The sequence below is a fragment of the Methylobrevis albus genome (assembly GCF_015904235.1).
In the GTDB taxonomy this organism is placed as follows: domain Bacteria; phylum Pseudomonadota; class Alphaproteobacteria; order Rhizobiales; family Pleomorphomonadaceae; genus Methylobrevis_A; species Methylobrevis_A albus.
In genome coordinates this window covers 114,964-140,638 of sequence record NZ_JADZLT010000042.1, presented here as the reverse complement: position 1 = coordinate 140,638, position 25,675 = coordinate 114,964, and the positions used below count along the sequence as shown (strand labels likewise).

General features: G+C 70.4%; 27 protein-coding genes. 13 read left to right on the top strand and 14 right to left on the bottom strand.

The features are described from left to right. Positions 1 to 166: 166 nt before the first annotated feature. Positions 167 to 1,999: a translational GTPase TypA gene (gene typA, locus I5731_RS05735; RefSeq protein ID WP_197310412.1), complete on the bottom strand. Its 1,833-nt coding sequence runs from the start codon at positions 1,997 to 1,999 to the stop codon at positions 167 to 169. A gap of 241 nt (positions 2,000 to 2,240) precedes the next feature. On the opposite strand from typA, the gene I5731_RS05730 reads away from it, so the two are divergent. Both I5731_RS05730 and I5731_RS05725 read left to right on the top strand, forming a co-directional pair. Further along, positions 2,241 to 2,720, top strand: a complete 480-nt coding sequence (locus I5731_RS05730; protein ID WP_197310411.1) for a MarR family winged helix-turn-helix transcriptional regulator — start codon at positions 2,241 to 2,243, stop codon at positions 2,718 to 2,720. A 41-nt stretch (positions 2,721 to 2,761) separates the two neighbouring features. Beyond that, complete coding sequence (locus I5731_RS05725) at positions 2,762 to 4,009, top strand: multidrug effflux MFS transporter (protein ID WP_197310410.1); 1,248 nt, start codon at positions 2,762 to 2,764, stop codon at positions 4,007 to 4,009. Between the two features lie 6 nt (positions 4,010 to 4,015). On the opposite strand, the gene I5731_RS05720 is transcribed toward I5731_RS05725, so the two are convergent. From I5731_RS05720 to I5731_RS05695, 6 genes are all read right to left on the bottom strand, one after another. Continuing rightward, entirely contained in the window at positions 4,016 to 4,765 is a 750-nt protein-coding gene (locus tag I5731_RS05720) for an MBL fold metallo-hydrolase (RefSeq protein WP_197310409.1), read from the bottom strand. After that, complete coding sequence (locus tag I5731_RS05715; protein ID WP_197310408.1) at positions 4,762 to 5,841, bottom strand: ABC transporter ATP-binding protein; 1,080 nt, start codon at positions 5,839 to 5,841, stop codon at positions 4,762 to 4,764. The genes I5731_RS05720 and I5731_RS05715 overlap by 4 nt, the downstream gene beginning before the upstream one ends. Continuing rightward, a complete protein-coding gene (locus I5731_RS05710; RefSeq protein WP_197310463.1) occupies positions 5,838 to 6,632 on the bottom strand; it encodes an ABC transporter permease in 795 nt (264 codons plus the stop codon). The genes I5731_RS05715 and I5731_RS05710 overlap by 4 nt, the downstream gene beginning before the upstream one ends. Further along, positions 6,632 to 7,501, bottom strand: coding sequence for an ABC transporter permease (locus I5731_RS05705; RefSeq protein ID WP_197310407.1), 870 nt, complete (start codon positions 7,499 to 7,501; stop codon positions 6,632 to 6,634). Before I5731_RS05705 ends, I5731_RS05710 begins: the two co-directional genes overlap by 1 nt. An 80-nt stretch (positions 7,502 to 7,581) precedes the next feature. Then, the gene (locus I5731_RS05700) at positions 7,582 to 8,631 is read right to left on the bottom strand and encodes an extracellular solute-binding protein (RefSeq protein ID WP_197310406.1); all 1,050 of its coding nucleotides are present in this window, start codon (positions 8,629 to 8,631) and stop codon (positions 7,582 to 7,584) included. A 50-nt stretch (positions 8,632 to 8,681) separates the two neighbouring features. Beyond that, on the bottom strand, positions 8,682 to 9,566 hold the full coding sequence (locus tag I5731_RS05695) for a dimethylarginine dimethylaminohydrolase family protein (protein ID WP_197310405.1): 885 nt from the start codon (positions 9,564 to 9,566) through the stop codon (positions 8,682 to 8,684). 121 nt (positions 9,567 to 9,687) lie between these two features. On the opposite strand from I5731_RS05695, the gene I5731_RS05690 reads away from it, so the two are divergent. Both I5731_RS05690 and htpG read left to right on the top strand, forming a co-directional pair. Next, positions 9,688 to 10,635, top strand: a complete 948-nt coding sequence (locus I5731_RS05690) for a LysR family transcriptional regulator (protein ID WP_197310404.1) — start codon at positions 9,688 to 9,690, stop codon at positions 10,633 to 10,635. Between the two features lie 134 nt (positions 10,636 to 10,769). After that, positions 10,770 to 12,674: a molecular chaperone HtpG gene (gene htpG / locus I5731_RS05685; protein WP_197310403.1), complete on the top strand. Its 1,905-nt coding sequence runs from the start codon at positions 10,770 to 10,772 to the stop codon at positions 12,672 to 12,674. Positions 12,675 to 12,881: 207 nt separating this feature from the next. Here htpG and I5731_RS05680 read toward each other — a convergent pair whose 3' ends face one another. From I5731_RS05680 to I5731_RS05670, 3 genes are all read right to left on the bottom strand, one after another. Beyond that, positions 12,882 to 13,304 (bottom strand): hypothetical protein, encoded by a 423-nt coding sequence (locus I5731_RS05680; protein ID WP_197310402.1) that lies wholly within the window; start codon positions 13,302 to 13,304, stop codon positions 12,882 to 12,884. A gap of 13 nt (positions 13,305 to 13,317) precedes the next feature. Beyond that, a complete protein-coding gene (gene rlmN / locus I5731_RS05675; RefSeq protein WP_197310401.1) occupies positions 13,318 to 14,583 on the bottom strand; it encodes a 23S rRNA (adenine(2503)-C(2))-methyltransferase RlmN in 1,266 nt (421 codons plus the stop codon). A 192-nt stretch (positions 14,584 to 14,775) separates the two neighbouring features. Then, on the bottom strand, positions 14,776 to 15,288 hold the full coding sequence (locus tag I5731_RS05670) for an invasion associated locus B family protein (protein ID WP_197310400.1): 513 nt from the start codon (positions 15,286 to 15,288) through the stop codon (positions 14,776 to 14,778). A 381-nt stretch (positions 15,289 to 15,669) separates the two neighbouring features. Between I5731_RS05670 and I5731_RS05665 the strand changes: the two genes are divergently transcribed. Further along, the gene (locus tag I5731_RS05665) at positions 15,670 to 16,236 is read left to right on the top strand and encodes a sigma-70 family RNA polymerase sigma factor (RefSeq protein WP_328838236.1); all 567 of its coding nucleotides are present in this window, start codon (positions 15,670 to 15,672) and stop codon (positions 16,234 to 16,236) included. 57 nt (positions 16,237 to 16,293) lie between these two features. After that, positions 16,294 to 17,268 (top strand): NADPH:quinone oxidoreductase family protein, encoded by a 975-nt coding sequence (locus tag I5731_RS05660; protein ID WP_197310398.1) that lies wholly within the window; start codon positions 16,294 to 16,296, stop codon positions 17,266 to 17,268. Between the two features lie 20 nt (positions 17,269 to 17,288). Here the strand turns inward: I5731_RS05660 and I5731_RS05655 are convergent, their stop codons facing one another. Beyond that, positions 17,289 to 17,651: a YkvA family protein gene (locus I5731_RS05655; protein ID WP_197310397.1), complete on the bottom strand. Its 363-nt coding sequence runs from the start codon at positions 17,649 to 17,651 to the stop codon at positions 17,289 to 17,291. Positions 17,652 to 17,805: 154 nt separating this feature from the next. Between I5731_RS05655 and I5731_RS05650 the strand changes: the two genes are divergently transcribed. After that, the gene (locus tag I5731_RS05650) at positions 17,806 to 18,285 is read left to right on the top strand and encodes a low molecular weight protein-tyrosine-phosphatase (RefSeq protein WP_197310396.1); all 480 of its coding nucleotides are present in this window, start codon (positions 17,806 to 17,808) and stop codon (positions 18,283 to 18,285) included. On the opposite strand, the gene thpR is transcribed toward I5731_RS05650, so the two are convergent. Further along, the gene (gene thpR, locus I5731_RS05645) at positions 18,267 to 18,803 is read right to left on the bottom strand and encodes an RNA 2',3'-cyclic phosphodiesterase (protein ID WP_197310395.1); all 537 of its coding nucleotides are present in this window, start codon (positions 18,801 to 18,803) and stop codon (positions 18,267 to 18,269) included. The genes I5731_RS05650 and thpR overlap by 19 nt on opposite strands. A gap of 192 nt (positions 18,804 to 18,995) precedes the next feature. On the opposite strand from thpR, the gene I5731_RS05640 reads away from it, so the two are divergent. The 6 genes from I5731_RS05640 to I5731_RS05615 all read left to right on the top strand — a co-directional run bounded on the left by I5731_RS05640 (position 18,996) and on the right by I5731_RS05615 (position 23,214). Continuing rightward, positions 18,996 to 19,430, top strand: coding sequence for a metallopeptidase family protein (locus I5731_RS05640; RefSeq protein WP_197310394.1), 435 nt, complete (start codon positions 18,996 to 18,998; stop codon positions 19,428 to 19,430). A 91-nt stretch (positions 19,431 to 19,521) separates the two neighbouring features. Continuing rightward, positions 19,522 to 20,481 (top strand): N-acetyl-gamma-glutamyl-phosphate reductase, encoded by a 960-nt coding sequence (gene argC, locus I5731_RS05635; RefSeq protein ID WP_197310393.1) that lies wholly within the window; start codon positions 19,522 to 19,524, stop codon positions 20,479 to 20,481. A 42-nt stretch (positions 20,482 to 20,523) separates the two neighbouring features. Continuing rightward, the gene (gene leuD, locus I5731_RS05630; RefSeq protein ID WP_197310392.1) at positions 20,524 to 21,129 is read left to right on the top strand and encodes a 3-isopropylmalate dehydratase small subunit; all 606 of its coding nucleotides are present in this window, start codon (positions 20,524 to 20,526) and stop codon (positions 21,127 to 21,129) included. A gap of 96 nt (positions 21,130 to 21,225) precedes the next feature. Continuing rightward, positions 21,226 to 21,858, top strand: a complete 633-nt coding sequence (locus I5731_RS05625; RefSeq protein ID WP_197310391.1) for a LysE family translocator — start codon at positions 21,226 to 21,228, stop codon at positions 21,856 to 21,858. A gap of 24 nt (positions 21,859 to 21,882) precedes the next feature. Further along, a complete protein-coding gene (locus I5731_RS05620) occupies positions 21,883 to 22,299 on the top strand; it encodes a RidA family protein (protein ID WP_197310390.1) in 417 nt (138 codons plus the stop codon). 216 nt (positions 22,300 to 22,515) lie between these two features. Continuing rightward, the gene (locus I5731_RS05615; protein WP_235981579.1) at positions 22,516 to 23,214 is read left to right on the top strand and encodes a DUF1223 domain-containing protein; all 699 of its coding nucleotides are present in this window, start codon (positions 22,516 to 22,518) and stop codon (positions 23,212 to 23,214) included. A gap of 779 nt (positions 23,215 to 23,993) precedes the next feature. Here I5731_RS05615 and I5731_RS05610 read toward each other — a convergent pair. Together I5731_RS05610 and I5731_RS05605 are read right to left on the bottom strand one after the other, a co-directional pair. After that, the gene (locus tag I5731_RS05610; protein ID WP_197310388.1) at positions 23,994 to 24,860 is read right to left on the bottom strand and encodes an RNA polymerase factor sigma-32; all 867 of its coding nucleotides are present in this window, start codon (positions 24,858 to 24,860) and stop codon (positions 23,994 to 23,996) included. A 180-nt stretch (positions 24,861 to 25,040) separates the two neighbouring features. Further along, positions 25,041 to 25,622: a CarD family transcriptional regulator gene (locus I5731_RS05605; RefSeq protein ID WP_197310387.1), complete on the bottom strand. Its 582-nt coding sequence runs from the start codon at positions 25,620 to 25,622 to the stop codon at positions 25,041 to 25,043. Between the last annotated feature and the right edge of the window lie 53 nt (positions 25,623 to 25,675).

The window sequence follows — 25,675 nt, the reverse complement described above, 5'->3', positions numbered from 1 at the left end:
GCCGCCTTCGTTGTGTGAAAGTCCCCTCGCCCATCGTCCCCTCTCCTGCGAAGCGGGGGAGGTGCGAAGCACGGGAGGGGGGAAGGCCCCACGGCACAGCGCCGACCAAAAACAAAAAGGGCGGCAAGGCTCTCGCCCGCCGCCCTTCTCGAAAACCCAAAACCCCCTACGCGACGCCAACCTCGGCACGCGACTTCTCCGAGCGCTTGCGCAGGTTCGGGTCGAGGTGGACCTTGCGCAGGCGGATCGACTTCGGCGTCACTTCGACGAGTTCGTCGTCCTCGATCCACGACAGCGCCTTCTCGAGCGTCATCTGGATCGGCGGGGTCAGGCGCACCGCTTCGTCCTTGCCGGAGGCGCGGACGTTGGAGAGCTTCTTGCCCTTCAGCACGTTGACCTCAAGGTCGTTCTCGCGGTTGTGCTCGCCGATGATCATGCCCTGGTAGACCTTCCAGCCGGGCTCGATCATCATCGGGCCGCGGTCCTCGAGGTTCCACAGCGCGTAGGCCACGGCCTCACCGGCGTCGTTCGAGATCAGCACGCCGTTGCGGCGGCCGGGGATCTCGCCCTTGAACGGGGCGTAGGCGTGGAACAGGCGGTTCATGATCGCCGTGCCGCGCGTGTCGGTGAGGAGTTCCGACTGGTAGCCGATCAGGCCGCGGGTCGGGGCGTAGAACACGAGGCGCTGACGGTTGCCGCCGGAGGGGCGCATCTCGACCATCTCGGCGCGGCGCTCGGACATCTTCTGCACGACGATGCCGGCGAAATCCTCGTCGACGTCGATCAGCACTTCCTCGATCGGCTCCAGCATCTCGCCGGTCGCCTCGTCCTTCTTGTAGACGACGCGCGGGCGCGACACGGCGATCTCGAAGCCCTCGCGGCGCATGGTCTCGATCAGCACGGCGAGCTGCAATTCGCCGCGGCCGGAGACGAAGAACGAATCCTTGTCGGCGCTTTCCTCGATCTTCAGCGCGACGTTGCCCTCGGCCTCCTTCAGCAGGCGGTCGCGGATGACGCGGCTCGTGACCTTGTCGCCCTCGGTGCCGGCGAGCGGGCTGTCGTTGACGATGAACGACATCGTCACGGTCGGCGGGTCGATCGGCTGCGCGACCATCGCGGTGTCGACCGAGAGGTCGCAGAAGGTGTCGGCGACGGTGCCCTTGGAAAGGCCGGCGATGGCGATGATGTCGCCCGCTTCGCCGAGCTCGATCGCGGTGCGCTCGATGCCGCGGAAGGCGAGGATCTTCGAGACGCGGCCCTGCTCGATGACGTGCCCGTCCTGGCCGAGCACCTTGACCGGCTGGTTCGGCTTGATCGTGCCCGAGGAGATGCGGCCGGTGACGATGCGGCCGAGGAAGTTGTTCGCCTCGAGGATGGTGCCGATCATGCGGAACGGCCCCTCCTCGACGGTGGGCTCGGGCACGTGGCTGATCACGAGGTCGAACAGCGGCTTCATGCCGTCGGTCGACGGGCCGGCCGGGTCGGTCGCCATCCAGCCGTTGCGGCCGGAGCCGTAGATGATCGGGAAGTCGAGCTGCTCGTCGGTCGCGTCGAGGGCGGCGAAGAGGTCGAACACCTCGTTGACCACCTCGGTGATGCGCGCGTCGTGCCGGTCGACCTTGTTGATCGCCACGATCGGCTTCAGGCCGACTTTCAGCGCCTTGCCGACGACGAACTTCGTCTGCGGCATCGGGCCCTCGGCGGCGTCGACGAGCACGATCGCGCCGTCCACCATGTTGAGGATGCGCTCCACCTCGCCGCCGAAGTCGGCGTGGCCGGGGGTGTCGACGATGTTGATCCGCGTCCCTTCCCACACCACCGACGTCGCCTTGGCGAGAATCGTGATGCCGCGCTCCTTTTCGAGCTCGTTCGAGTCCATGACGCGTTCGGCGACGCGCTGGTTCTCGCGGTAGGAGCCCGACTGCTTCAGGAGTTCGTCCACCAGCGTGGTCTTGCCGTGGTCGACGTGGGCGATGATGGCGATGTTGCGAAGATTCATGAAACTACCCGGTTCGGCCGCGCAAAGGCCGGCCTCGTTTGCGGCGCACTATACGGATCGGCGGCCCTGCGGCAAGGAAAACCGCGTAATCGGGCCGGCGGAGGTGCGCTATGGGCAGGGGCCATGCGCTGAACGCGGGGCCGCCGCGCGGCCGCCCGCGTCCGGCGACGGGTTGACGGCGCGCCGGTCGCGCCCAATCATAAGGCTTGCTTATTATCTCGAGCCGGGCCCGACCGACCCCATGCCTGCCGACCTCCATCAGCCGCTCGGCTTCCTCATCGTCGACGTCGCCCGCCTGCTCAGACGCGATTTCGACGCCGCGCTCGACGCCGCCGGCCTCGACCTCACCGCCGGCGAGGCGCGCGCGCTGCTGCGCTGCGCCCACCACGGCACCGGCCAGGGCATCCGCCAGTCGCAGCTCGCCGAGGTGATGAGCCTCGAGCCGATGACGCTGGTCGGCTACCTCGACCGGCTCGAGAAGGCCGGCCTGATCGGCCGCTTCCCCGACCCGAGCGACCGCCGCGCCAAGCTGATCCGCCCGCTGCCCGCGGCGGCCGCGGTGATCGACCGCATCGAAGCCGTCGCTGGCGCCGTCCGCGCCGGCGCGACGGCCGGCATGTCCGCCGAAGCGCTCGGCGCGACGCGGCAGGTGCTCGAACACATGCAGCAGCGCCTCGCCGGTGGCGAGGCCCGTGCCCGCGACGCCGCGGCGGCGCTCTGATCCCGCGCCGCAACGCCGCCGCCCAGCCCCGAGACCCCGCCATGCAGCCCCCCGCAGACGAGACCGATGGACGCGCCGTTCCCGGCGCCGGCGCGATCATGCCGCCCGCGCCGCTGATCAGCGAGCGCGCCACAGCGGTGTTCGGCGCGGCGTTGGTCGCGCTCGGGCCGGTGTCGATGGCGCTCTACACGCCGGCGATGCCGACCCTCGTCACTGCCTTCGGCACGTCGATCTCGACCATCAAGCTGACGCTGACGCTCTATTTCGCGGGCTTCGCCTTCGCCCAGCTGCTCTGCGGCCCGCTGTCCGACGCCTATGGCCGCCGGCCGATCGGCATCGCCTTCATGCTGCTCTACCTCGCCGGCAGCGTCACGGCGCTGTTCGCGCCCACGGTCGAGGCGCTGCTCGTCGCGCGGCTGATCCAGGGCATCGGAGCCGCCGCCGGGGTGGCGCTGTCGCGGGCGATCGTGCGCGATCTCTTCACCGGCCAGCAGTCGGCGCGGATCATGAACACGATCGGCATCTTCCTCGCGCTCGGGCCGGCGATCTCGCCGACGCTCGGCGGGCTGATCCTCGTCACCGTCGGCTGGCACGCGATCTTCCTCGTCATGGTGCTCTACGGCGCGGCGCTGATCGTGATGCTGGTGTTCGCCCTGCCCGAGACCAACCGCACGCCGCGGCGCGAGGCGGCGCATCCCTGGCCGCTGCTCAGCACCTACGCCGCCCTGCTCGCCGATCGCCGCTTCCTGCGCCCCGGGCTAATGCTCGGCGGCTCGGTCGGCGGGCTTTATGCCATCGCCACCATGCTGCCCTTCGTGATGATCGACGAGATCGGCCTGTCCCCGGCCGAATTCGGCCTCGCGATGCTGATCCAGTCCGGCTCCTTCGTCACCGGCGGCATCGTGACGAAGCTGCTGCTCCGCCGCTTCGACGCCGGCGCGCTGGTGGCGCCGGGGCTCGCCATCACCGCGCTCGGCGCGGCGGGCCTCGCCATCGGCCTCCGGCTGCTGCCCGCCGACGTCGTCACCGTGATGGTGCCGGTCGGCGTCTTCGCCTTCTCGCTGGCGCTGTTCATTCCGGCCCTCTCGACCGACGCGCTGGCGCCGTTCCCGCATGCCGCCGGCGCGGCGGCGGCCCTGATGGGCTTCTTCCAGATGGGCGGCGGCCTTGCCGGCAGCGCCGCGGCGGCGCTGATGACCGACCCCGTCGCCGGCATGGCGACCGTGCTGCCGGCGATGGTGGCGACCGCCGTCGTCGCCCACCTCGTGCTCCGGCGCCGGCGCGGCTGACGTGGCTCAGCCGGCGTCGCCCGGGTCCTGCGCGCCGAGATACGCGTCGATCAGCTGCCGGAACCGCGTGCGGCCGAAGCTTTGGAAATGGCCGCCGTGCACGATGCGCGGCTCCAGCTCGCGCAGCCGGCGCAGCGTCGCGCGGTAGACCGCCTTGTCGGCGCCGGCGCAGTCGTCCACCAGCGCGCCGTCGTAGATCACGTCCTGCGCGATCAGCGTCCCCGTCGCCTCCTCGAACAGCGAGACGTGCCCCGGCGAATGGCCCGGCGTCTCCAGCACCGTCAGCACCCGGTCGCCGAGGTCGATCCGGTCGCCCTCACCAACGAGGCCGGTCGCCGGTGCCGGCGGGATCCGGTAGCGCCGCGCGTCCCAGCCGGGCGGCAGCGCGTCGAACATCTCCGCGTCGGCGTCCCCGGAGGCGTAGTGCGAAAACAGCGTCGCATCGTTCGCCGGATCGGCGAGCACGCCGGCCTCGGCCGGATGCACCAGCCGCTCGGCGAATTCGTGCGCCGCGCCGATGTGGTCGAAATGCGTGTGCGAGGCGAGCAGCAGCACCGGCCGGCCGGAGAGCAGCGGCATGTTGGCGCGCAGCGGCACGGCGCCGAGCCCCGCGTCGACCAGAAGGTCGCGGTCGCGCCCGCGCACCAGCCACATGTTGCAGCGGAAGAACGGCGGGATCCACGGCTCGTGGATCAGCGCGATGCCGTCGGCGAAGGGCACCGTCTCGTACCAGGCGTCGGCCGCGATGCTGATCATGCCGGGTCTCCGGGGATGAGGACGAGATCGCCGGCGGCGGCAAACAGGGTGATGCGGGCGCCGGCGGCCGGCGCCTCCTCCGGCGGGACCTTCGCCAGCAGCAATGTCCCGGCCTCCGAGCGCGCCTTCACCCGGACGAAGCCGCCCTGGAACACCGTCTCGGACACCGTGGCGGTGGCAACCGTAACGTCGCCGGGCCGGGGCGCGAGCCGCAGCCGCTCGGGGCGAATGGCGACGGCGACCGCCGCGCCGGCGGCTCCGGTGTGGGCGTCCGCGGCGAGCCGGAACTCGCCGTCGGCGGTGGTGACGGCGAGGCGCTCGCCGTCGCGCCCGCGCACCGTGCCCTCGATCAGCGTGCTCTCGCCCATGAAACCGGCGGCGAAGCGCGTCGCCGGGCGGGCATAGACCCGCGCCGGCGGGCCGGCGTCCTCGATGCGGCCGCGGTTCATCACCACGACGATGTCGGCGAGCGCCATCGCCTCCTCCTGGTCGTGCGTGACGTGCACGAAGCTGCGCCCGGTCGCGAGTTGCAGCGCCTTCAGCTCGTCCTGCATCTGGCGGCGGAGATGCAGGTCGAGCGCGCCGAGCGGCTCGTCGAGCAGCAGGATCGCCGGCTCCACCACCAGCGAGCGGGCGAGCGCCACGCGCTGGCGCTGGCCGCCCGACAGCGCCGCGATCATACGGTCGCCGAAGCCGGCGAGGCCGACGAGGTCCAGCGCCGCCTCGGCGCGGAGCCGCCGCTCCGCCTTCCGGACGCCGCGCACCGCCAGCCCGAAGCCGACATTGCCGGCGACGCTGAGATGCGGAAACAGCGCATAGTCCTGAAACACCGTCGCCGTCGGCCGCTGTGCCGGCGGCATCGCCGTCACGTCCGCGCCGCCGATCAGGATGCGGCCCTCGGAGGGCGCCGTGAAGCCGCCGATGATCGAGAGCAGCGTCGTCTTGCCCGAGCCGGACGGTCCGAGCAGCACGACATAGCTGCCGGCCGGCACCTCGAGCGAGGCGTCGGCGACGGCGGTGGCGGCGCCGAAGCGCTTGCCGACGCCGTGCAGCGCGAGCGACTGCGGCAGCGTCATCGCGCCGCCCTGCCCCGGCGCGCCAGCACCAGTTCGGCGCCGGCGACGAGCAGCAGCGACACGGCGAAGACCAGCGTGCCGGCGGCGTTGGTTTCCGGGTTGAGCCCGGTGCGCAGCATGCTCCAGATCACCACCGGCAGCGTCACATCGAAGTTGGTGAGGAGGAAGGCGATCACGAATTCGTCCCACGACAGGGTGAAGGAGAGGCAGAACGCCGCGAAAAGCGACGGCAAGGCGAGCGGCAGCGCCACCCGTGTCAGCACCTGCCATTCGCTGGCGCCGAGGTCGCGCGCCGCCTGCTCCAGCCGCGCCTCGGCCGGCCCCATCTGCGCGGCGGCGACGAGGAAGCAGAGCGGCAGGTTGATGACGAGGTGGCCGATAGCGACGGCGAGCAGCGATTTCGGCAGCCCCGCCGCGTTGAAGGTGACGAGCAGCCCGAGGCCGATGACGAGATAGGAGACGGTGAGCGGCAGCACCAGCGCCGCATGGATCAGCCGCCGCCCCGGCACCCGGTGGCGGGCGAGGCCATAGGCCGCGAGGAAGCCGAGCAGCGTCGCGACCATCGACGAGCCGACCCCGACGACGACCGAGTTCCACGCCGCCTCGAGCAGCCGCCCGTTGCCGAGCACCTTGCCGTACCAGGCGAGCGTCGGCCCGTTGAACGGCGGCACCGGCAGCCGCCCGTCCTGGAACGAGAACAGCACCAGCACCGCCACCGGCAGGTAGACGAAGACGTAGAAGCCGCCGAGCACGGCGGCCCAGCCGAGGGCGCGGGCGAGGCGGCGCGGCATCATCGCGCCGGCTCCGTCCGTGTCGCACGCAGCGCGACGAGGCAGGCGACGAGGATCACCGCCATCAGCACCAGCGACATCGCGGACGCCATCGGCACGTCGCCGCGCCGGCCGATCTGGAACAGGATCGCCTGCGGCAGCACCAGCGAGGTGTTGCCGCCGAGGATCTGCGGCGTGATGTAGTCGCCGATGGCGAGCACGAAGGTTAGGAAGGCGCTGGTCGCGATCGCCGGCACACTCAGCGGCAGCGTCACCCGCAGGAAGGTCGAGACCGCCCCCGCGCCGAGGTCGCGCGCGGCGAGCAGCAGCCGCGGGTTGATCCGCTTCAGCCCGGCATAGACGGTGAGCGCCACCAGCATGGCGAAGAAGTGGGTGAAGCCGAGCACCGTCGCCGTCATCGTGTAGGCGATGCGCACCGGCCCTTCGGTCAGCCCGAGGCCGATCAGGGTCTGGTTGACGACGCCGTTCGGCGCCAGCACCAGCAGCCAGGCGTAGGATCGCACCACGTAGGAGGTCCAGAACGGCAGGATCGCCAGCACCAGCGCCAGCCGCTGCCAGCGCGCCGGCACGTGGAACGCCAGCGCATAGGCGACCGGATAGCCGACCACGAGGCTGACGACGGTGACGAGGGCGGCCGTCTCCAGCGAGTTGAACAGCGCGGCAACGAGGGCGCTCTCGCCGAAGAAGCGGGCGTAGTTGGCGAGCGTCAGGGTCCGGTCGACCCCGCCGGCCGTGCGCGTCCAGAGGCTCCACAGCGCCATGACGGCGAGCGGCAGCAGGAAGAACGCGGCGGTGACGAGCACGGCGGGCGCGGCCCATGCCGCGCCGCGCACGGCGTCCGTCCTGCTGGCGCGCTCGCCGGTGTCCATCCTGCTGCGTCTCTCGCTGCCCCGAAGCCTCGGAGTGGGGGGGCGGGAACGGCGCGGGCGCCCCGTCCCCGGCCGGTTCCTCAGTGCTGCAGGAACTCCTGCCAAACCGACTGCATCGCCTGGTCGAGTTCGTCGCTCGGCGCGATGTAGAGGTGCGAGTTGGCGATGAACGCCGGCTGTTCGTCCCAGCGCAGCACCTGCTTCTGGGTATCGTCCAGCGTCGCGGCGGCATTCGCCGGCATGCCCCAGTAGCAGGACGAGGTCGCAAGCCGCGCCTGCCCCTCGGGCGACAGCACGTACTGCACGAACTTCACCGCCGCGTCCTTCCTGGCGGAGGTCTCGAACACGCCGATCGCCTGCTGCCAGCGCACGCCGCCCTCGTCGGGCAGCACCCAGTCGAGGTTGGGCTTCTCGGCATGCAGGCCCGACACGGCATATTCGCCGCCGCCGACCAGGATCCCGACCTCGCCGGTGGCGAGTGCCGTCTGCGAGGTGACGACGTCGGAGACGAGCGCGGCATTGGCCTTCAACGCGAACAGCTTTTCCCGGATCGCCGGCAGGTCGGCCTCGGTCACGGTCTTCGGGTCCTTGCCGAGCAGGATCGCGATCTGGGTGATCTGCGGCAGGTAGTAGTCGTAGACGGCGATCTTGCCTTGGTAGGCCGGGTCGAACAGGTTATGGGCCTTGCGCATCGCCGCCTCGTCGACCTGGTCCTTGTCGTAGGCGACGGCGTTGTAGCCGAACTTCTCCGGCACCGCGCGCCAGACGCCGTCGACCTGGTGCAGTTCGGGCGCCTGCACCGCCGGCGGGATGTCGGCGAGCGGGAAATCCTCGGGCTTCAGCTCGGCGAGCAGGCCGCGGGCGGCGACGCGCTTCACGTCGGTGGAATCGACCACGAACACGTCCCAGTCGCCCGGCTGCGACTGCTCGACCAGCGACAGCGCCGTGCCGGTGCCTTCGTATTCCTTGACGTTGACGGTGATGCCGGTCGCTTGCGTGAACGGCTCGAGGAAGGCGGGATCGGTGTGGTCGCACCAGACCAGCGCGTTGATCTCCTCGGCGCTCGCGCCGTGCGTGAAGGCGGCAAGGGCCAGCGCGGCCCCGGTCAGGAAGGTGGTCCTCGGCAGCATCGGCGTCCCCCTTGTTGTCGTGATCGGCGTTGCGGCAGTGCCGGCGCGCCTCAGGCGGCGGCCAGCGGATCGCGCCGGAGCGGCATCGTCATGCAGTGGACGCTGCCGCCGCCGCGCGCGAAGAGGTCGAGTTCCGGGTCGAGGACGGTGAGGCCCTCGGCCCGCAGCATGTCGTTGATCCGGGCCGAGTGCCGCGGGCTGATCACCCGGCCGCCGCCCAGCGCCAGCACGTTGCAGCCCATCGCCCCCATGGCCTCCTTGTACGTCACCGGCAACAGGCGGATGCCGTGGTCGCGGAACCAGGCGAGATGCGCGTCGTCGATCACGTCGGAGCAGGCGAGCGCCAGCCCGTCCGCCACCATCGAGAAGATCACGTCGAGATGCAAAAAGTGCTCCGGAAAATCGACGGCCCGCGTTTCCCAGCCGGCGTCGCGGAACCAGCCGGCAAACTCCTCTGCGCCCTCGGGCGTCGTGCGCTCGCCGCTGCTGCCGATCGCCATCAGGCCGGGCCGGATGATGTGGATGTCGCCGCCCTCGACCGCCCCCGACGAGGCAAAGCGCCAGATCGGGCAGCCGGCGCTGGCGTAGAAGTCGACGATCGAGGCGACCTCGCCGCGCCGCTGCGGCCGGAACAGCTGCGTCACCATCGGCCCCCATGGCGTCACCTGCGAGGAGTCGCGGGTATAGACCTGGTAGGGCAACTGCGGCGCCGGGGTCAGGTAGTGGCGGACGACGCCTGCGTCATCGAGCGCCGCTTCGAGTTCGGCGTACTGCGCCTGCAGCGCCTGCGGGTCGAGCCGGCCGCCGGCGGCGATGGTGCGCCGGGCGATGTCGTTGGTGGGGATCCAGTCGTAGAAGTCGGGCCGGCAGAGCAGCACCTCGCGCAAGGTGCCGGTCTCGCTGTCCACCGTCCACTTCGGTGCCTCGCCGGCCATGCCGGACCTCCCCGCTCGCCTCGCCGATGCCGAGGAAATCCGAAGCGGCGCTGTGGAAAAAGACCGCCGTCTCGCACTAGACTTCGGGAAAGTCCGAAGTGATGCCTGGGGAGCCCGCGTGATGCCGGTGGATACGATCGACCTGCGCCTGCTGCGGATCTTCGGCACCATCGTCGAGGCCGGCGGCTTCGCCGCGGCGCAGGACGAGCTCAACCTGTCGCTGTCGACGATCTCCGGCCATATCGCAGCCCTCGAGACCCGCCTCGGCGTCAAGCTCTGCCACCGCGGCCGCTCGGGCTTCCGCCTTACCGACGACGGCCGCCAGGTCTATGAGGAGGCCCGCCGCCTGCTCGCCTCGGTCGAGCACTTCGACGGCCGGGTGCGCGGCCTGAAGCGCGCGCTGTCGGGCGCGCTGACCATCGGGCTCACCGACAACACGATCTCCGACCCGAACGCGCCGCTGGAGACGGTCTTCGCCGGTTTTGCCCGCGAGGCGCCGAGCGTGCTGCTCACCGTGGTGACGCGCCCGCCGCACGAACTGCTGCGCGACGTCGTCGCCGGCGAAATCCACCTCGCGGTCGCGAGCTTCCCGCGCATCGCGCTCGGCCTCTCCTATCTCGACCTCTACGTCGAGACCCAGCGCTTCTACTGCGGCGCCGAGCATCCGCTCTATGGCGTGCCCGATGCCGAGATCGACGTCGAGACCGTGCGACGCCACCCGATCGTCGGCCGCGCCTACTGGGGCCAGCGCGACCTCAAGATCTTCGCGATCGGCGGGCCGCGCGCCGTGGTCTCGGACATGGAGAGCGAAGCCCGGCTGATCCTTTCGGGGGCCTATCTCGGCTACCTGCCCGATCATTATGCCGCCCGCTTCGTCGCCGAGGCGCGGCTGCGGCCGATCCGCTCCGATCTCTTCGCCTACCCCGCGCCGTTCCAGGCCGCCTTCCTGCCCGACCGCGAGCGCCAGCGCGTCGTCGCGACCTTCCTCGGCCACCTGCGCCGGGTGTTTCCCGCCGCGGGCCCGGAGCCGGCGGGCGCCCCGTCGCCGCGGCGCCGGCTGGCGCCCTGAGCGCTGCATCCCGGACAAAGCGCTTGAAAGCCCCGCGGCATGCGCCGATATCAGCGACGCCGGCCCGCCGGGCGCGCACACCCCGCGCCGCGGGCCGGATTCCCACGGCATCGAGACATCGACGGGGCGAAGCGATGACGACCGACACCACGACCGAAACCACTGCGACCGCCGGCGGCGAGCGCCATGCGTTCGAGGCCGAGGTCTCGCGCCTGCTGCACCTGATGGTGCACGCGGTCTATTCCAACAAGGACATCTTCCTGCGCGAGCTGATCTCGAACGCGGCCGACGCCTGCGAGAAGCTGCGCTACCTCTCGCTCTCCGAGCCTGGCCTGCTGCCGCCGGGACACGACGGCTTCCGCATCGAGATCGCCGCGGACGCGGCGAAGAACACCCTCACCATCTCCGACAACGGCATCGGCATGAGCCGCGAGGAGATGAAGGACAACCTCGGCACCATCGCCCGCTCTGGCACGCGCGCCTTCCTCGACCAGCTCGCCGACAAGGGCGGCGAGCAGAAGCAGGGCCAGGCGCTGATCGGCCAGTTCGGCGTCGGCTTCTATTCCGCCTTCATGGTCGCCGACCGCGTCCGTGTCGTCAGCCGCAAGGCCGGGTCGGAGGAGGCCTTCGCCTGGGTCTCCGACGGCAAGGGCACCTTCGAGCTCAGCCCCGCCGACCTTGCCGAAGCGCCCGCCGCCGGCACCCGCGTGACGCTCGAACTCTCGGCGGACGCCGCGACCTACGCCGAAGAAGCCACCATCGAGCGGATCGTGCGCGAATACTCCGCCCACGTCCCCGTGCCGATCCGCCTCGCCGCGGCGGACGGCGAGGCGCGCGAACTCGCCGACGGCGCCGCGCTCTGGGTGAAGCCGAAGGCGTCGGTGACGCCGGAGGAATACAAGGAATTCTACGGCCACGTCGGCGGGCTCTGGGACGACCCGGCCCTCACCATCCACTACCGCGCCGAAGGCCGGCACGAATATTCCGTGCTGCTGTTCGTGCCGTCGCAGAAGCCGTTCGACCTGTTCGATCCCGACCGGCGCGGCCGCATCCGGCTCTACGTCCGCCGCGTCTTCATCGCCGACGACGCGGCGATCCTGCCGGCCTGGCTGCGCTTCGTGCGCGGCGTCGTCGATTCGGAAGACCTGCCGCTCAACCTCTCGCGCGAGATGCTGCAGCAGAACCCGGTGCTGGAGCAGATCGGCAAGGGCGTCACCAACCGGGTGCTCGCCGAACTCGGCAAGCTCGCCGACAACGACGCCGAGGCCTATGCCAAGGTGTGGGACGCCTTCGGCGCCGTGATCAAGGAAGGCCTCTACGAGGCGCCCGAGCGCCGCGACGAGATCTATAAGGTCGCCCGCTTCCAGACCACCGGCCACGACGGCTGGCGCTCGCTCGGCGCGTACGTCGCCGCGATGAAGGAAAACCAGACCGCGATCTACTATGCGCTCGGCGAAAGCCGCGCGGCGGTGCTGGCGAGCCCGCAGCTCGAGGGCTACGTCGCGCGCGGGCTGGAGGTGCTGGTGCTCACCGATCCGGTCGACGCCTTCTGGGTCCGCACCGCGCTCGGCTACGAGGGCAAGCCGTTCAAGTCGATCAGCCAGGGCGCGGCGGACCTCGACCTGATCCCGCTGCCTGCGGCGGCCGAGCAGCCGGACGGCGACACCGACGTCGGCCCGCTCGCCGTCGCCCTGAAGGCGGCGCTCGGCGACAAGGTCGCCGCGGTACGCGCCTCCGCCCGCCTCGCCACCAGCGCCGTCTGCCTCGTCGCCTCCGACTACGGCCTCGACCGGCGCACCGAAAAGCTGATGGCCCGCGGCACCGGCGGCGCGCCGTCGTCCGCGGTGCTCGAGATCAACCCGCGCCACGAACTGATCCGCGCGCTGGCGAAGGTTGAAGCCGAGCGCGGCGAGACGGCCGTCGCCGACGCGGCCGTGCTGCTCTACGGCCAGGCCCGCATCCTCGACGGCGAAGCCCCGGAAGACCCGGCGGACTTTGCCGCCCGGCTGGGGCGGCTGATGCAGGCGGGATTGGGGTGAGGGTTCTTGGGGGGCGGCCTTGCCGTGGGGCCTCCCCCCTCCCTGTCCCTCCCCCGCTTCGCAGGAGAGGGGACGCAGGAGGTTAGGGCGTCCGCGTCATCAGCGCTTCGCTTCGGCGCAGTCGCTGTTTTGCGAAAGTCCTCTCGCCCATCGTCCCCTCTCCTGCGAAGCGGGGGAGGGACAGGGAGGGGGCTTCCCACGGCACAGCTACCGCCCCCGAAGCCCCGCCGTCCGCCCCGCCACCGCCCAGTAGGCGAGCCCCCCGACCAGCCCGGCGGCGGTGAGCACCGTGGCGTCGACCCCCGTCACCGACCCCGCCTCCGAGACCACGACGATGCTCGACGCCGCCGTCAGGCCGAGTGCGCCGCCGAGCGCGGCGAACGCCATCCACGAACGGATGGCGAAGATCTCGCTGATGAGGATCGCGACCAGCGCCGGCGTCGCGACATAGGCGCCGATCGCCGAGGCGGTCACCGTGCTGGACACCACGAACAGGCCCCAGAACCAGTCGGCGTCGACCGGGTTCTCCGGCGAGGTGCCGACCTCGGCGACGAGCAGGAAGACGGCGGCGGCGAGCACCGCGGCGAGGAAGCCGAGGCCGGCGGCGAACAGGCGACCGATTATCTGCACCGGTTCACCCGCATCAATCGTCGCCGAGCCCGGCCACCATCGCCCGCATGGCGAGGTCGGCTTCGCTCTCTTCCAGCGCGCGGCGGTCCTTGAACCGCATACGCTCGCTCTCCGACTTCAGCTGGCCGCAGGCGGCGAGGATGTCGCGGCCGCGCGGCCGGCGGATCGGCGAGGCGTAGCCAGCGGCGTTGACGATGTCGGCGAAGGCCTCGATCCGCTCCCACTCCGAGCAGGCGTAGGCCGAACCCGGCCACGGATTGAACGGGATCAGGTTGATCTTCGCCGGGATGCCCTTGAGCAGCCGGACGAGTTCGCGCGCATCGCCGTCGCTGTCGTTGACGCCCTTCAGCATCACGTATTCGAAGGTGATGCGGCGGGCGTTGGAGAGGCCCGGATAGGCGCGGCAGGCGGCGAGCAGGTCCTTGATCGGGTGCTTCTTGTTGAGCGGCACCAGCTCGTTGCGCAGCTCGTCGCGCACGGCGTGCAGCGAGATCGCCAGCATGACGCCCATTTCCTCGCCGGCGCGCGGGATCAGCGGCACGACGCCCGAGGTCGACAGCGTGATGCGGCGCTTCGACAGCGACAGGCCGTCGCCGTCGGAAGCGATCAGCAGCGCCTGCTTCACCTCGTCAAAATTGTAGAGCGGCTCGCCCATCCCCATCATCACCATGTTGGAGACGAGGCGGCCTTCGCTCGGCACGAAGCCGGCGCCCTCGGCGGCGGGCTTCAGGTCCGGATAGTCGCCGAGCCGGTCGCGCGCGACGAGCAACTGGGCGAGGATTTCCTCGGCGGTGAGGTTGCGCACCAGCTTCTGCGTGCCGGTGTGGCAGAACGAGCAGGTCAGCGTGCAGCCGACCTGGCTCGAGACGCACAGCGTGCCGCGCCCCTCCTCGGGGATATAGACGGTCTCGATCTCCACCGGCCGGCCGGCGCCGCGCGGCGGGAACTTCATCAGCCACTTGCGCGTGCCGTCGGACGAGATCTGCTCGGTGACGATCTCGGGCCGCGCCAGCGTGAAATGCTGGTCGAGCACCACGCGCAGGTCCTTGGAGACGTTGGTCATCGCCGAGAAGTCTGTCGCGCCGCGCACGTACATCCAGTGCCAGAGCTGGGCGACGCGCATGCGCGCCTGCCGCTCGGGCACGCCGGCCGCGACGAGCTTTTCGGCGATCGCCTCGCGCGGCAGCCCGATCAGCGACGCCTTTTCGGGCGCCGGCTGCGGCCGGAGCGCCGGCGCGGGCGCATCGGCGGCGGTGGCGAGGTCGAGGGTCGTGGCCATGGGCGAATGTTCCGGGTTTCGAGCGTGGGTGCCGCCGCGGCGGCGCCAATACGAAACGACGGCCGGGAGCGCGAGCCCCCGCCGTCGGATTTCGATCTGATATAGCGCAGAAAGCCGGCGTCTTGAAGGCCCGGGCGGACGGTCAGACCTGCGCGCTGCGAAGGCCCGGCCGCGTCCGCCGCGCCGAAGCCGTCAGCGGCACTCGCTGTCGATGCGGCCGAGCGCGGCGGTGATGCCGCGCAGCGAGTAGGTGTCGGTGGTGACGGTGCCGCGGCGCGACGTGCCGGTGACCACCATCTCGCTGCCGCCCTTCATCGAGCCGATCAGCCGGGCTTCCTCGGCCGCGTTCTCGACCCAGGCGCCGTCGTCCTTCGTGAACATCACGAAGGTGTCGGCGCCGATCTTCACCGTGGTCTTGGAGCCTTCCTTGTAGGGATAGCCGGTGATCACGCTCACCTCGTGCCGCACGCCCTCCTTCGGGCGGTTGGTCACGAAGATGTACATCGGATCCCGGTTCACGCCTCTCGGCTCGGTGCTCTTCGGCTGCGAGATGGCGTAGCAGACCTTGCCGCCGCCGGCCGTGTAGCCGTAGGCCGTCCAGTCCCCGAAGGGCTTGTCGAGGACCGTCGGCGTCTGCGCCGTGGCGACCGTCGCTGCGCCGATCAGCATCGCAAATGCCGTGGCAAGCGTGCGTCCGTTCGTCATTGTTCACCAATCCGCTAGAGTGTCGACCATAAGGCAGGGCAGCGGCCCGGCCTTAACGTTAACTGGGCCGAGCATAACCAATTCAAGGTTACCAAAGCATTGAAGGCCGTGACCGCCGCGAGGCGGCCGAGGGAAACCCCGGTGCGGGATGGCCTTTCGGGCAATCCCCCGGGGCGTGGCCCCCGGCCACGACATCGTCTATGGTGACGGGGCTGTCCCTGCCGTGGACGCACGCTCCGGTTCGAATCTGGCGACAATGAGGCGCCTCGCGCGGGAGGGCCGCGGGCGCGCCGGTGGCGGGCCACGGCGGCCAGCCCCCCCGGAACGCCCTGGCGGAACGCGGCGTGGATGAAGACGGTGAACCGGGTACGGGACGGACAAGTGTCGCCGAACGATGAGTGGGCCGATCTGGTCGAACGTGTCGCCACCTCGCGGGACAGGGACGCTTTCGTGCGGCTGTTCGACCATTACGCGCCCCGCATCAGCGGCCACCTGCAGCGTATCGGCACCGACCCCGCCACCGCCGAGGAACTCGCCCAGGAGGTGATGGTCGTGCTCTGGCGCAAGGCGGCGCTGTTCGACCGGCAGAAGTCCTCCGTCGGCACCTGGCTGTTCCGCATCGCCCGCAATCGGCGCATCGACCTCGCCCGCCGCGACCGCAGCGGCGCCATCGACCAGACCGATCCCTCGCTGCAGCCGTCCGAACCCGAAGACCTCGGCACCCAGCTCGACACCCAGCGCCGCGAGGCGCGCATTCGTGCCGCATTGTCGAGCCTGCCCGCCGAGCAGTACGAACTCGTGCAACTGGCCTTCTTCAAGGGCCTGTCGCACACCCAGGTCGCCGCCGCGACGGGCCAGCCGCTCGGCACCGTCAAGTCCCGCCTCCGCCTCGCCTTCACCCGCCTCAGGCGGATCCTCGAGGCGGACGCGGCCGTCGACGTCGACTGATCAAGGTTTCGTGAAGGGGGCCGCGGCGAGGCCCTCGGAGCAGCGGAGACGGACGGCATGCGTGCGATTCTCTCGACCGAGCCGGGCGGGCCGGAAAGCCTGACCCTCGCCGAGATCGCCGTGCCGGAGCCCGGTCCCGGCGAGGTCGCCGTCGCCATGGAGGCGGCGGCGCTCAACTTCTTCGACACGCTGATCATCCGCGACCGCTACCAGTACCGGCCCGAGCGGCCGTTCTCGCCCGCCGGCGAGTTTGCGGGCCGAATCATCGCGGTCGGCGACGGGGTCGAGGGCTTCTCGGTCGGCGACCGGGTCGCCGCCTATGTGAAATGGGGCGCCGCGCGCGAGGTGGTCGTCGCCCCCGCAAGCGCCTGCGTCCGCGTGCCGGACGGCGTGCCCGCCGCCATCGCCGCGACGCTGTTCATCACCTACGGCACCACGCTGCACGCGCTGAAAGACCGGGCGCGCCTCCGCCCCGGCGAGACGCTCTGCGTGCTCGGGGCGTCCGGCGGCGCCGGGCTGTCGGCGATCGAGCTCGGCAAGCTGCTCGGCGCCCGGGTGATCGCCTGCGCCTCATCCGCCGAAAAATGCGCCTTCGCCCGCGCCGCCGGCGCCGACGAGACCATCGACACCACGGACGGCGATCTGAAGCAGCGGCTGAAGGACCTCACCGGCGGGGCCGGCGTCGACGTCGTCTATGATGCCGTCGGCGGCGACCTCACCGAGCCCGCCGTGCGCGCCACCGGCTGGGGCGGCCGCTATCTCGTGGTCGGCTTTGCCGGCGGCGACATCCCGAAGCTGCCGCTCAACCTCGTGCTGCTCAAGGGCATCGACGTGCTCGGCGTGTTCTGGGGCCGCTGGCTGGAGCTCGATCCGGAGGCGCACCGCGCCAACACGGCCGAAATCCTCGGCCACGTCGCCGCCGGTCGGCTGCAGCCGCATATCCACGCGACCTATCCGCTGGCCGGGATCGCCGCGGCGCTGAACGAGATCGCCGCGCGCAAGGTGATGGGCAAGGTCGTCCTGGTGCCGTGACCGGCGCCCGCCCGGCCCGCTCAGTCCTTGTCGAGCGCATTCCGGGCGGCGGCGCGGTGGCGGTCGCTGATGTGGGTGCGCACCATGGCGAGCGTCGCGGCCAGCACGGTGATGTCGTCGGTGAAGCCGGCGACGAGCAGGAAATCCGGCACGATGTCGAACGGCATCACGAAATAGGCGAGCGCGGCGAACAGGGTCGCCCGGACCCGCGCCGGCGTTGCCGGGTCGAGCGCGCAATAGTAGCCGGCGACCACCTCGTCCATGAACGGAATGCGCCGCGCCGCCTTGCGCGCGACGCGCCAGAAGTCGCGCCGGACGCGCTCCTCGCGGCCCTCTTCCGGGCCGAGGATCTCGGGGTCGTCGAAATGCCGGGTGTCGCTCATCGCTTCAGGATCCTCCGTCACAGCTGATCTGGCAACGCCGGGCGGCCGCCGCAAGAGCCCGGCCGCACCGGATCGCGACGATCGGCCGACGGCGCTTGCGCGCGCCGCCGCCGGATGCTGATCTCCGACGATCCCGCGAGATCATGGAAATTCGATGTCGTCGATCCTATTCGTCTGCCTCGGCAACATCTGCCGCTCCCCGAGCGCCGAGGGATTCCTGCGCGCGGCGCTCGCCGGCGCGGGCGTCGGCCAGCGCTTCACGCTCGATTCCGCCGGCACCGGCGGCTGGCACGCCGGCGAGCCGCCGGACCCGCGCGCGATCCGCGCCGCGGCCGACGTCGGCGTCGACATTTCCGACCTGCGCGCGCGCCAGGTGCGGCCGTCCGATTTCACCCGCTTCGACCTGATCCTCGCCATGGACCGGCAGAACCTCGCCGACCTCACGCGCCTTGCCCCGTCCGGATCGACCGCCCGGCTCCTGCTCTACCGCGAGGCGGCGTTCGATGAGGCGAAGGACGTCGCCGATCCCTACTACGGCGGCCGGGCCGATTTTGCCGCCTGCGCCGATCTCTGCGCCAAGGCGAGCCGCCGGCTGGTCGAGCGCTACGCCGACCCTCAGGCCGCCAGCGGATAGGCCTCTTCCACGAGATAGGGCCCGCCGCCGACGCTGGCACGCGACGACAACAGCACGAAGCGCGACACCTCGAACGGCGGCAGCCGCACGTCGCCGCGCATGGCGAGCCAGCTCGCCACCTCGGAGGCCGAGGTGCCGCGCAGCCGGGCGAGCGTCACATGCGGCGTGAAGCGCCGTCCCTCCGGCGGCAGGCCGAGCCGCTGGATGATGCGCTCGTGCTCGGCCTGCAGCTCGACCAGCGCCGGGCTCGGCTCCACCCGCGCGAACAGCGAATGCGGGCCACGACCGGAAAAGCAGTCGAGACCGGACAGCGCGACCGTGAACGGCCGCCGCGCCACGCGGTCGAGCGCGTCGGCGACCTCGTCGGCGGTGCGGTCGTCGATGTCGCCGATGAAGCGCAGCGTCAGGTGATAGTTCTCGGCGTCGATCCAGCGCGCCCCGTGCAGGCCGCCGCGCAGCAGCGACAGTTGCATGGCGATGACGGGCGGGATCTCGACCGCGGTGAACAGCCTCGGCATATGGCGTCCTTTGCGAATCTGGGCGACACATCTCGGCGACGGCCCGATTTGACGGTCTCGCGTCCGTCCGCGCAAGGGTGGCGCAAGGGGGACGGCGGCGCTCTCAACATGTCTCCCCCGCCCTCGGCGGTGTCGATCCCGGCCCGCGAGGGTGTATAGAGGGGCCGGCAGCAGCGGTTGGGAGCGAAGGTGATGCAGAGCGGGACCGTCAGCCGCGAGGCGGCGCAGTGGGACGAGCGCAAGGCACCGGGGCTCGAGGTGTTCGAGGAGCTCGCCCGGGTCGCCTATGCCGGCCTGCCCGGCGACTTCAGGGCCCTCACCGGCGACATCGAGATCCGCGTCGCCGAGTTTCCCGACGACGAGGCGCTCGACGCGCTGGAGATGGACGACCCGTTCGACCTGCTCGGCCTGTTCGAGGGCACCGGCCTCGCCCACGACGCGGCCGCCGGCGTCACCGGCCGGCTGCCGAACCGGATCTGGCTCTACCGCCGCCCGATCCTCGACTACTGGGCCGAGCACGACGAAACGCTCGGCGCGATCGTCAGCCACGTGCTGATCCACGAGATCGGCCACCACTTCGGCCTCTCCGACGACGACATGGACGCGATCGAGGCCGACGCCGAGTAGCGTGACGGCCGTTCCAGCCACATGACACGCCGGCCGCCGCGGTGTATGAGACCGGCGGAATTCCGCGATGCGGCGGGAAGGACGAGAACGCATGAAAAAGGTCTTCATCGACGGCGAAGCCGGCACCACCGGCCTGCAGATCCGCGAGCGCCTCGGGGATCGCACCGACCTGCGCCTGATCTCGATCGATCCCGCCGAGCGCAAGGACCCCTCGGCGCGCGCCCGCCTGCTCAACGAGGCCGACGTCGCCATCCTCTGCCTGCCCGACGAGGCGGCGCGCGAGGCCGTGGCGCTCGTCGAAAATCCCGCGACCCGCATCATCGACGCCTCCTCGGCCTACCGCACCGCGCCGGGCTGGACCTACGGCTTTGCCGAAATGGCACCGGACCAGGCGGCCGCAATCGCCGGCGCCAAGCGCGTCACCAACCCCGGCTGCTACCCGCAGGGCCTGATCGCCACCGTCCGGCCGCTGGTCGAGGCCGGCCTGCTGCCGGCCGACTTTCCGGTGACGCTGAACGCGCTGTCGGGCTATTCGGGCGGCGGGCGCAAGATGATCGAGGACTACGAGACCGCGGCCGACGCCGTCCCGTACATGCCCTACGGCCTGAAGCTCGCCCACAAGCACCTGCCCGAAATGCAGGCCTACGCGGGCCTCGCCCATGCGCCGCTGTTCCAGCCGGCCGTCGGCGCCTTCGCGCAGGGCATGCTGACCTTCGTGCCGCTGCAGCTCTGGTCGCTGGAGAAGACCGTGACGCCGGCCGAACTCCACGCCGCGCTCGCCGACCGCTATGCCGGCGAGACCTTCGTAACCGTCGCCCCGTTCGAAGCGACCGACCGCGTCGCCGGGCTCGACCCGCGCGGCTTCAACGGCACCAACGCCATGCGCCTCCACGTCTTCGGCAACGCCGCCGGCGACCAGGCGGTGCTGGTCGCGGTTTACGACAACCTCGGCAAGGGCGCCTCGGGCGCCGCCGTGCAGAACCTCAACCTGATGCTGGGCGTCGACCCCGCGACCGGCCTCGTCGCCGCTCCGGACCGCGCCGCCGCCTGAGCGCCGGTCCGCCGGCTGACACACGAACCGAAGGATGATCCGATGCAGAAGTTCACCACGCTGACCGGGGTCGCGGCGCCGATGCCGATCATCAACGTCGACACCGACATGATCATCCCGAAGCAGTATCTGAAGACGATCAAGCGCACCGGCCTCGGCACCGGCCTGTTCTCGGAGATGCGCTACAAGGACGACGGCAGCGAGAACCCCGAGTTCGTGCTGAACAAGCCGGCCTACCGCACCGCCGAGATCCTGGTCGCCGGCGACAACTTCGGCTGCGGTTCCTCGCGCGAGCACGCCCCGTGGGCGCTGCTCGACTTCGGCATCCGCTGCGTGATCTCGACCAGCTTTGCCGACATCTTCTACAACAACTGCTTCAAGAACGGCATCCTGCCGATCGTGGTGACGCCGGAGCAGCTGAAGCTGCTGATGGACGACGCCGAGCGCGGCTCCAACGCGACGCTCACCGTCGATCTGGAATCCCAGACCATCAAGGGCCCGGACGGCGGCGAGATCACCTTCGAGATCGACGCTTTCAAGAAGCACTGCCTGCTCAACGGCCTCGACGACATCGGCCTCACCCTCGAGAAGCAGTCGGCCATCGCCGGCTACGAGACGAAGCTCGCCGACGCGCATCCCTGGGCGTGATCGGATCGCGGGATGGGATCGCACTGACCTGACTTCGGGGCGCCGGCCGGCCACGGCCCGCCCCGGCACCGGAGCCCGCTTCGCCGTGACCCGCGCATGACCTTCGAGAGCTGGGCCGTCTTCGTGCCGGCCGCCTTTGCGCTCAGCCTCTACCCGGGGCCGAACAACCTGCTCGCGCTCAGCCACGGCGCCCGCTTCGGCACCGCGACGGCGCTGGTGGCCGCCGCGGGGCGGTTTCCGCCGTTCGCGCTGTTCGTGCTCGGCGCGGCGATCGGGCTCGGCACGCTGATCACGACGTCGGCGACGCTGTTCACCGCCTTCAAGATCCTCGGCGCCGCCTATCTCGTCTGGCTCGGCTGGCGCATGCTGCGCGCCGGTGACGGGCTGGACGGTACCGTCGAGGCCGGCCCCGGCGCGCGGCTGCCGGCGCTGCTCCGCCGCGAGTTCCTCACCGCGATCACCAATCCGAAGGCGATGCTGGTGTTCACCGCCTTCCTCGCCCCCTTCGTCGACCCGTCGCAGCCGGCCTTCGGCCAGTTCGTGCTGCTCGGCGCCGCGGCGCTGGCGCTCGAGGTCGCCGCCGTGGTGATCTACGCCGTCGCCGGCGAACGGCTCGGCGGCTTTGCCCGCTCGCGCGGGCTGCTCGGCGCCGTCAACAAGGCGAGCGGCGGCCTGCTGATCGCCGCCGGCGCCCTGCTCGCCGTCGCCTCCCGCCCCGCCACGACCTGACCCGCCGCTGAGAAGGATAGACCCATGGCCGAGCGCCGCCTGATTTCCACCGGCTCGCCCTTCGAGAAGGCGTCCGGCTATTCCCGCGCGGTCGCCCAGGGCGACTGGTGCTTCGTCGCCGGCACCACCGGCTACGACTATGCCACCATGACCATGCCCGACGACGTGCGCGAGCAGACCCGCAATGTCATCGCCACCATCGCCAAGGCGCTCGCCGAGGCGGGCTTCGGCCTCGAGGACGTGGTGCGTGCCCGCTACGTCGTCACCGACCGCTCCGATATCCCCGCCGTCTTCGAGGAGCTCGGCCGCGTCTTCGGCGACATCCGCCCGGCCGGCACCATGATCATCGCCGGTCTCGTCACGCCGGAAATGAAGGTCGAGATCGACGTCACCGCCCTGCGCCGCGGCAGCGTCGGCGCCGGCGAACCCGCCTCCGGCTGAGCGTTTCGCTGCGTACACGCACGACTTCACCCCGAAGTGAGTGGCGGCGTGACGTAACGGAACCTATTTTCCGGGAGTGAGACCCCCACCACGTCCGGCGGGAGCGGTCTCGGGCAGTTGAGGTGAGTTGAGGCGATGACCGGTTGGCTTCACGCACGACGGACGGCGACGGAGCGAGGCAAGCTCGCGGCCGCGACTCTCGGGCTGGTGGCCATCATGATGCCGGCGGCGGCCGATGCCGGGCCGAAGGCCGTGGTCGAACTCTTCACCAGCCAGGGCTGCTCGTCCTGCCCACCGGCCGACGCCGTGCTCGGCCGCCTCGCCGACGACCCCGACGTGCTCGCCCTCAGCCTCGCCGTCGATTACTGGGACTATCTCGGCTGGAAGGACAGCTTCGCGCGCGACGAGAACACCTCGCGCCAGCGCGACTACGCCATGAGCCGCGGCGACAACGCCGTCTACACGCCGCAAGCGGTGATCAACGGCCGCATCCATGTCGTCGGCAGCGACGAGCCGGGCATCCGCAGCGAACTCGCCGACCTCGACGCCGACGGCGCCGGGTTCAGCGTCGAGGTCACCGCGATCCTCGCCGGCGACCGGGTGATCGTGAAGGTGCCGGCCGGCGCCAAACTGCACGGCGGAGATCCGACGATCTGGCTGGTCTCCTACTCGGACTCCGAGCAGGTCGAGATCGGTCGCGGCGAAAACACCGGCCGCAGCGTCACCTACCACAACATCGTCCGCCGCATTCAGCCGATCGGCATGTGGGCCGGCGAAGACCTCGTCATCGAATATCCCGTCGCCGACCTGATGCGCGACGGCGCCAACGGCTGCGCCGTGCTGCTGCAGACCACCTCCAACGGCCGCATCGGCCCGATCGTCGGCGCCGCCACGGTGAAGCTGCCGACCAGCTGACTGGGGGCGGGAAAGGCTGGGTCCGGGGCTGGCTCTTGGCGCGTCATCCTTTGCCTTTGGTCGTCATTCCCGCTTAGCCGCAAATCCATAGCAGGCGTCCCCGCACGATCGCATTGGCACACCCGATCCATCGTCATTCCCGTGCAATCCGGGAATCCAGCGCAGGCGTCGCCGCACCGTCGTGCCCGGGCACCGTCGTGCCCGGATTGATGCCTGTGGGGGAATAACAATAGTTGGGATGAGAGGTGGGAAGCGCCAGGGAGCGAGCCAGCACGGATGCAAGGGCCTATCCGCCAAGGCGGCCGCGCTCGAAGTCCTCTCCGTCGTCAACAATACTCCTCGTCGTCATTAGCGAGCTTGACCCATTGCTGTCCGATTCAGCGCGACGGCACAGGCCGGCGCACCCGGCCCCGTCCTTCGAGACAGCCGCTTTGCGGCTTCCTCAGGATGAGGCCTCCGGTAGTTTTCTTTCTGCAACAAAAGCTTGTCCTTTTCCCTCACCCTGAGGAAGCCGCGAAGCGGCTGTCTCGAAGGGCGAGGGAAAAGCCGGGGCGCCGGCCATGACCAGTGACTCGCTGGGTCAAGCCCGGCGAAGACGATCGAGACGTTGTTATAGAAGCTGCTCTTCCGCCGGCACGTTCCTGCGACCGATGCCCCGCCCGGTGCGAGCCGACCGCGCGGCTTCCAACCAATCGCGCCGCTTCCGGCCCGACCAACCCAGCCATGAGCCAAGTTCCACCCCCGGAGCGCCTCCAAGGCAAGCCCCCCATGCCGCCGCCTTACGGCGACGGCGCGATTTCCGGATGGGCCTTCACCAGCGCCGACTTCAGCTTTTCCATGGCGCGGGACTCGATCTGCCGCACCCGCTCCTTGGAGATGCCGAGGCGGACGCCGAGCGACTCCAGCGTTTCGCCGTCCTCGCTCAGCCGGCGTTCGCGCAGCACCTGCAATTCGCGCGACGACAGTACGTCCATGGCGCTGCGCAGCCATTCGAGGCGCCGCGTCTCGTCGACCGAGCGCTCGACGAGTTCGTCGGGCAGCGGCCGGGTGCAGACGAGGAAGTCCTGCCGTTCGGCGCTGCTCTCGTCGGCATCCGAGACCGGCGAGTTCAGCGACGTATCGGGCGCGGACAGCCTGGAGGCCATGCGGGACACGTCGGCGGTGGACACCCCGATCGCGAGCCCGATCTGGCGGTGCACCTCGTCGTCCGCCACGGTCGCCCCGGTCTTCAGAATGCGCGCGCGCAGCCGGCGCAGGTTGAAGAACAGCGCCTTCTGCGCCGAGGAGGTGCCGCCGCGCACGATCGACCAGTTGCGCAGCACGTAGTCCTGGATCGCGGCGCGGATCCACCAGCTGGCATAGGTCGAGAAGCGCACTTCGCGGTCGGGCTCGAACCGGGCGGCCGCCTCGAGCAGGCCGACGTGGCCTTCTTGGATCAGGTCGGCGAGCGGCAGGCCGAACGCGCGGAACTTCGATGCCATCGAGATCACGAGGCGCATGTGCGACCGGGTCAGGCGATCGAGGGCGGCTTGCGAACGTTGGTCGCGCCATTCGACGGCGAGTTGACGTTCCTCGTCGCGTTCCAGATAGGGGGCCGCCATTGCGGCCTTGACGATCTGCCGGTTTTCCGGATCTCGATATGCCATCGCTTGCTCCCGTTCCCCCGTCCTGCTGCGTATACGCGGCGGCTGGGGGGGAGGATTTCAGCGCGGATGGCAGAAACCGGCGGCGCGGCGGGCGGCCGGCCCGGAAACCAAGCAAAACCGCCCCGAATCTGGCGATCCGGGGCGGTTCAAATCAGCGTGAAGCGAGATTCCGGGGACGGCTCAGGCCGCTTCGGTCTCGACGTCGTCGTCCTCGACCGCCTCTTCCGGACGCTGGCCGGCGCGGCGCGGGCTCTTCGTCAGGTTGTCCTCGATGCGGACGACGGCTTCGGTCTCGGTGATGCGCAGCACGGTGGCGATCTCGCGGGCCATTCGATCGAGGGCGGCCTCATAGAGCTGCCGCTCGGAGTAGGACTGCTCCGGCTGCGAGCTGGCGCGGTGCAGGTCGCGCACCACTTCCGCGATGGCGCCGAGGTCGCCCGAGTTGATCTTGGCCTCGTATTCCTGAGCCCGGCGGCTCCACATCGTCCGCTTGACGCGCGCCCGCCCCTTGATGGTCTCCAGCGCCTTGTCCACCGTCTCGGCGTCCGCGAGCTTGCGCATGCCGACCGAGTCGCATTTATGGGTCGGAACCCGGAGGGTCATCTTGTCCTTCTCGAACGCGATCACGAAGAGATCGAGCTTGAGGCCGGCGATTTCCTGCTCCTCGATGGCGACGATCTGTCCGACGCCGTGAGAGGGATAAACGATGTATTCGCTCGTCTTGAACCCATTGCGCTGGGCGGACTTCTTGCTCGTGGCCATTCGGTCTATCCACTCCTTGCGACGCCGGGACGAAGCAACCGGTCGGATCCGCG

Coding starts and splice junctions, on each gene's coding strand:
- typA (WP_197310412.1), bottom strand. CDS start 1,999: ATGAATCTTCGCAACATCGCCATCATCGCCCACGTCGACCACGGCAAG.
- I5731_RS05730 (WP_197310411.1), top strand. CDS start 2,241: ATGCCTGCCGACCTCCATCAGCCGCTCGGCTTCCTCATCGTCGACGTC.
- I5731_RS05725 (WP_197310410.1), top strand. CDS start 2,762: ATGCAGCCCCCCGCAGACGAGACCGATGGACGCGCCGTTCCCGGCGCC.
- I5731_RS05720 (WP_197310409.1), bottom strand. CDS start 4,765: ATGATCAGCATCGCGGCCGACGCCTGGTACGAGACGGTGCCCTTCGCC.
- I5731_RS05715 (WP_197310408.1), bottom strand. CDS start 5,841: ATGACGCTGCCGCAGTCGCTCGCGCTGCACGGCGTCGGCAAGCGCTTC.
- I5731_RS05710 (WP_197310463.1), bottom strand. CDS start 6,632: ATGCCGCGCCGCCTCGCCCGCGCCCTCGGCTGGGCCGCCGTGCTCGGC.
- I5731_RS05705 (WP_197310407.1), bottom strand. CDS start 7,501: ATGGACACCGGCGAGCGCGCCAGCAGGACGGACGCCGTGCGCGGCGCG.
- I5731_RS05700 (WP_197310406.1), bottom strand. CDS start 8,631: ATGCTGCCGAGGACCACCTTCCTGACCGGGGCCGCGCTGGCCCTTGCC.
- I5731_RS05695 (WP_197310405.1), bottom strand. CDS start 9,566: ATGGCCGGCGAGGCACCGAAGTGGACGGTGGACAGCGAGACCGGCACC.
- I5731_RS05690 (WP_197310404.1), top strand. CDS start 9,688: ATGCCGGTGGATACGATCGACCTGCGCCTGCTGCGGATCTTCGGCACC.
- htpG (WP_197310403.1), top strand. CDS start 10,770: ATGACGACCGACACCACGACCGAAACCACTGCGACCGCCGGCGGCGAG.
- rlmN (WP_197310401.1), bottom strand. CDS start 14,583: ATGGCCACGACCCTCGACCTCGCCACCGCCGCCGATGCGCCCGCGCCG.
- I5731_RS05670 (WP_197310400.1), bottom strand. CDS start 15,288: ATGACGAACGGACGCACGCTTGCCACGGCATTTGCGATGCTGATCGGC.
- I5731_RS05660 (WP_197310398.1), top strand. CDS start 16,294: ATGCGTGCGATTCTCTCGACCGAGCCGGGCGGGCCGGAAAGCCTGACC.
- I5731_RS05655 (WP_197310397.1), bottom strand. CDS start 17,651: ATGAGCGACACCCGGCATTTCGACGACCCCGAGATCCTCGGCCCGGAA.
- I5731_RS05650 (WP_197310396.1), top strand. CDS start 17,806: ATGTCGTCGATCCTATTCGTCTGCCTCGGCAACATCTGCCGCTCCCCG.
- thpR (WP_197310395.1), bottom strand. CDS start 18,803: ATGCCGAGGCTGTTCACCGCGGTCGAGATCCCGCCCGTCATCGCCATG.
- I5731_RS05640 (WP_197310394.1), top strand. CDS start 18,996: ATGCAGAGCGGGACCGTCAGCCGCGAGGCGGCGCAGTGGGACGAGCGC.
- argC (WP_197310393.1), top strand. CDS start 19,522: ATGAAAAAGGTCTTCATCGACGGCGAAGCCGGCACCACCGGCCTGCAG.
- leuD (WP_197310392.1), top strand. CDS start 20,524: ATGCAGAAGTTCACCACGCTGACCGGGGTCGCGGCGCCGATGCCGATC.
- I5731_RS05625 (WP_197310391.1), top strand. CDS start 21,226: ATGACCTTCGAGAGCTGGGCCGTCTTCGTGCCGGCCGCCTTTGCGCTC.
- I5731_RS05620 (WP_197310390.1), top strand. CDS start 21,883: ATGGCCGAGCGCCGCCTGATTTCCACCGGCTCGCCCTTCGAGAAGGCG.
- I5731_RS05615 (WP_235981579.1), top strand. CDS start 22,516: ATGATGCCGGCGGCGGCCGATGCCGGGCCGAAGGCCGTGGTCGAACTC.
- I5731_RS05610 (WP_197310388.1), bottom strand. CDS start 24,860: ATGGCATATCGAGATCCGGAAAACCGGCAGATCGTCAAGGCCGCAATG.
- I5731_RS05605 (WP_197310387.1), bottom strand. CDS start 25,622: ATGGCCACGAGCAAGAAGTCCGCCCAGCGCAATGGGTTCAAGACGAGC.